Source organism: Parahaemophilus parainfluenzae, from assembly GCF_001055095.1.
GTDB classification, from domain to species: Bacteria; Pseudomonadota; Gammaproteobacteria; order Enterobacterales; family Pasteurellaceae; genus Haemophilus_D; species Haemophilus_D parainfluenzae_Z.
This window is the reverse complement of sequence record NZ_JVHG01000021.1, coordinates 1-4133: the sequence shown is the minus strand read 5'-3', so window position 1 is coordinate 4133 and position 4133 is coordinate 1. Positions and strand designations below refer to the sequence as shown.

The following is a 4133-nucleotide window of genomic DNA, read 5'->3' as shown; positions in this document are numbered from 1 at the left end:
TATGGTAAAGATTCCGATAGCCAATCTAGCACAACAAAAAGTGGTATTAATACACAAAATATCATAATTAAAGATGAAGCAGAGCAATTAAAACGTACAGGCAAAACGGTACAAGATAAAATTGCTGCGATAAAAACAGATATCACTACAGAGAGTGCACAAAGTCAAAGTGGTAAATTAGAGAATCGTTTTAATAAAGATGATGTTCAAAAAGAACTTGATTTCCAACGTGAGGTGACAGAGAAATTTGGACCAAATGTCGCGGAAGCAGGAAGTTTGCTTGCTAATAAATTTGGCGAAGAAGCGAAAGCGAAGCGTCATGAAGCCGCAATTGCGTTAGAAGAAGCAGAAAAAGCCAAGGCAGAAAACAACAACGAAACTAACCGCGCTTTAGTCAAACAAGCACGAGATAATTTTGAGACAGCGAGTCGCGAAGCTAAAGAATGGGAAACGGGTGGAAGTCAACGTCTTGTCATTGATTCGGCATTAAATGTTATCAGCACCGCTTTAGCCGGCAGACCGGCAGCGGAAGTGGTGGCTTCAGGATTATCACCTGCGGTGAATAACCAAATTAAGAAAGCGACCACAGATGCAAAAGGCAATGTGAATACGGCTCTCAATTTGACTGCTCATGCACTTTGGGGCGCGGTAGAGGCTTATGCGGGCAATCGTAATGTTGCTGCGGGTGCGGCAGGTGCAGCAGGTGGAGAGGCGGCAGCTCATTTTCTTTCCTCGACACTTTATGATAAATCACCTGAAAAGCTTAGCGAAGAAGAAAAACGTACTGTATCGTCTTTAAGCCAAGTGGCAGCGGGTATTGCTGGTGGTAGTTTATCAGATAGCTCTGATGGGGCGATTATTGCAGCTAAGACAGCGAAAGATGCGGTGGAGAATAATTATTTAAAACCATCTGATTTAGTTGAAGCAGAAAGAAAATATAAAGCTTGTAAAGGTGATTCTGATTGCGAAATGAGAGTGGTCGAGGAAACTAATGAGCTTAGTAAAAAACGGAATCAAGAACTGGATGAATATCGTCAATCCCTTGAGCGGGAGCTTCTCGCAGCAAAACGCAGCGCAGAGCAACAATGTGCAGGTAATTCAGATTGTTATCTAGCCTATTCACAGGAAGCGAATAAGCATTTTAAAGAACAACTTAATGCTTATTTGGCTCATGTATCAGAAGGTAAGGATTTTGAGTCCCTAGCAAGAAATTATTATCCAGATGATGCCTATTTTCGTTCAATTTGGTATGGCTTAACAAATTCAGGGCCACAAAAAACGAAGGAAAGTTTAAAATCAGCGAAAGATTATATTGATAATACATCTTTCGGTGAGGTATTAGATGATACCTTGCGCATAGGTGAGAAACTTGTTCGTCTACCAAAAGAATGGATTGAGCAAGATATCCCTGCGCATTCTGTTGAGAAAGCGCTACGTGAGATGACAGATGGAAATCCTCAAGATGTGGGAGAGGTCTTCTTTGGTTTAACAACCGGTGCTGCAACGGTCTCTGTGGCTGGAAAAACTATGAAATGGATTGGGGGTAAGTGGGTTCGTTCACCAGATGTGGATTATTCAAGGGATAATACAAATCTAGGAGTAAATCGAAATAAAGGATTAAATGAAAGGATTTCTAATCGCCAAAAAGACTTTTATTTAAATGAACAGAATTTAAATAGAGAAGCTAATGAGTTGGCGAAAAATATTAAATTACCAATTTCTGATAAAGTGTTAGAAAAACATATTATTAATGGTGAGCCAAAAGGTAGTTTCTTTAAAGGAGGACACACCACACTCGGAAATGTAAAAGTGGAAAAAGTAATTAAAGAATATGCAAACGGTGTTTATGAGGCTAAAGTTTCTATTCCAAATCCTAGGGCTTTAAAAGATCCAAATGCGAAGCCATTTTTAGAAAAATCTGGTAAGGAAAAAGATAGTGTATCAACAATGTTTCCAAGAACTTGGACTCAGGATAGATTAAAAGTTGAATTGGAGCATGCATTTAAAAATGCTAGCAAAGTTCCTAGTACTAAGTCTGAGTGGAAAGGAGTGACAAAATCAGGAGTTGAAGTTCGTTGGTATGTTAAGGAAAATGGAAAAATCGACACTATTTATCCTAAGGCTCCTAGTTATAATTAGGAAAAGTATATGAAATTATTATTTAAGTTTGATGATTCAAGTTTTTATAAATCAACTTGTGTGTTTTTAAATGATGAAAATCACTCCTGGAGAGATGAATATGTACGTATATATTTAGATACTTTAAATTTTGATAGTAGTATTACATTAGCCGATTTATCTATAGATAAAGATTATGTTAGTACGGATGTGATGGATGCAGTAATAGATAAGGATAAGGTATATTTGGGATTCTCCTTGTATTTACCTGAAGATAGACCTGCAGATTATGATCCTAGTGAGGAAAAGTATTATATTGTAGATAGAGAGGAATTAACGTATTTGGCTAGACGGTGGTATAGTTTCATTCAAAGACCTGTAGAGTTAAAGCAGCCAGATTACCAAGAAATTATCGACTCAGAGGATGCTTATAAATGACAGTCATGATCGGTGGCCATTCCACCTTAGGTAATATCCGTGTTGATCGGATATTATACACTTATCCAAATGGCGTATATTTAGCACAGATTTCCGCCTTTGATAGTGAAACTAATCAATATATTGCTAAAACTAACAATAATGGGGAGACCTTGATGTTTCCTCAAACGTGGACGGCAGATCGTATCAAAGTAGAAATTAATTCTGCTTATATGAATCAAGTAGATGATTTAGATCCTATTCGTAAAGCTGAAGGTATGTGGGTTGGCATTTCAAATTCAGGCGTGCGTATAGAAGGTTATACCTATCCTGTCGTCACCGCTTTTCCAAGTGCTGAGCAGGAGTAAAGATGAAACTTGTTTTTACGTATATTCAGCATAAAGGTCAAATTATTCCAACTTGCTATTTAGAAGAAAATCATCAACTAAATCCACTAACCGGCTATTTGAATGATCCAATGGGTGGTCCAAATTATTTCTCTTTTTTAGATCATTCATTGTCAATCTTAACAGATGAGATGACTCAAGAAGCGGATATCTCCTCTAATTCTTGGGGCGTTGAGGTGATGAACGATCAAGTGAATTTTTATTTCCTTTTTGCCCAAGAAGAGGAATCACTTTATCTCACTTTACCGCGTGGAATTATGATTGATGTGTTGAGGTTATGGCTGATTTTCCGAAGTCAAGAACCCGAAGAAGGCTTAACACAGCGCTTAGAATTTTAAGTTAAAAGTGCGGTCAATTTTCAAAGAGTTTTAAAACCTCTCAAAATTGACCGCACTTTTTATTTTCAACGATACTTAAGTTGAGCAAATCTTATAATTTCACATCCAACTTCGCGTAAGCGCGCTCTACTTTTTCCAATGCTTTTTCTATGGAAATATCACGAGCGAGTAAGATACCTAAGCGGCGATGGTCATTTATTTCTCTTTTGCCGAAAATGTGAATATTACTATTAAACCTAAACCCTGCATTGGTGTATGGTAAAGATTCCGATAGCCAATCTAGCACAACAAAAAGTGGTATTAATACACAAAATATCATAATTAAAGATGAAGCAGAGCAATTAAAACGTACAGGCAAAACGGTACAAGATAAAATTGCTGCGATAAAAACAGATATCACTACAGAGAGTGCACAAAGTCAAAGTGGTAAATTAGAGAATCGTTTTAATAAAGATGATGTTCAAAAAGAACTTGATTTCCAACGTGAGGTGACAGAGAAATTTGGACCAAATGTCGCGGAAGCAGGAAGTTTGCTTGCTAATAAATTTGGCGAAGAAGCGAAAGCGAAGCGTCATGAAGCCGCAATTGCGTTAGAAGAAGCAGAAAAAGCCAAGGCAGAAAACAACAACGAAACTAACCGCGCTTTAGTCAAACAAGCACGAGATAATTTTGAGACAGCGAGTCGCGAAGCTAAAGAATGGGAAACGGGTGGAAGTCAACGTCTTGTCATTGATTCGGCATTAAATGTTATCAGCACCGCTTTAGCCGGCAGACCGGCAGCGGAAGTGGTGGCTTCAGGATTATCACCTGCGGTGAATAACCAAATTAAGAAAGCGACCACAGATGCAAAAGG

General features: G+C 38.1%; 5 protein-coding genes and 1 pseudogene. 5 read left to right on the top strand and 1 reads right to left on the bottom strand.

The window, feature by feature from the left end; genetic code table 11:
- The 4 genes from ADA56_RS09980 to ADA56_RS05635 form a co-directional block, all read left to right on the top strand.
- A partial coding sequence (locus tag ADA56_RS09980; protein ID WP_342548952.1) for an EndoU domain-containing protein occupies positions 1-2139 on the top strand: 2139 nt, incomplete at its 5' end.
- Positions 2140-2148: 9 nt separating this feature from the next.
- A complete protein-coding gene (locus ADA56_RS09715; RefSeq protein WP_049369770.1) occupies positions 2149-2556 on the top strand; it encodes a DUF5376 family protein in 408 nt (135 codons plus the stop codon).
- The gene (locus ADA56_RS05640) at positions 2553-2903 is read left to right on the top strand and encodes an EndoU domain-containing protein (RefSeq protein ID WP_049369769.1); all 351 of its coding nucleotides are present in this window, start codon (positions 2553-2555) and stop codon (positions 2901-2903) included. The genes ADA56_RS09715 and ADA56_RS05640 overlap by 4 nt, the downstream gene beginning before the upstream one ends.
- Before the next feature lie 2 nt (positions 2904-2905).
- Positions 2906-3280, top strand: coding sequence for a DUF5376 family protein (locus tag ADA56_RS05635; protein WP_049369768.1), 375 nt, complete (start codon positions 2906-2908; stop codon positions 3278-3280).
- A gap of 91 nt (positions 3281-3371) precedes the next feature.
- On the opposite strand, the pseudogene purT reads toward ADA56_RS05635, so the two are convergent.
- Positions 3372-3512 (bottom strand): annotated as a pseudogene (gene purT, locus ADA56_RS09910) (phosphoribosylglycinamide formyltransferase 2); the annotation flags it as partial.
- A gap of 19 nt (positions 3513-3531) precedes the next feature.
- Between purT and ADA56_RS09575 the strand changes: the two are divergent.
- Positions 3532-4133 (top strand): hypothetical protein (locus ADA56_RS09575; protein ID WP_414651590.1); only part of this gene is annotated, 602 nt, incomplete at its 3' end.

Excerpts from the sequence above, each read along its gene's own strand:
- ADA56_RS09715 (WP_049369770.1), top strand. The coding sequence starts at position 2,149 with ATGAAATTATTATTTAAGTTTGATGATTCAAGTTTTTATAAATCAACT.
- ADA56_RS05640 (WP_049369769.1), top strand. The coding sequence starts at position 2,553 with ATGACAGTCATGATCGGTGGCCATTCCACCTTAGGTAATATCCGTGTT.
- ADA56_RS05635 (WP_049369768.1), top strand. The coding sequence starts at position 2,906 with ATGAAACTTGTTTTTACGTATATTCAGCATAAAGGTCAAATTATTCCA.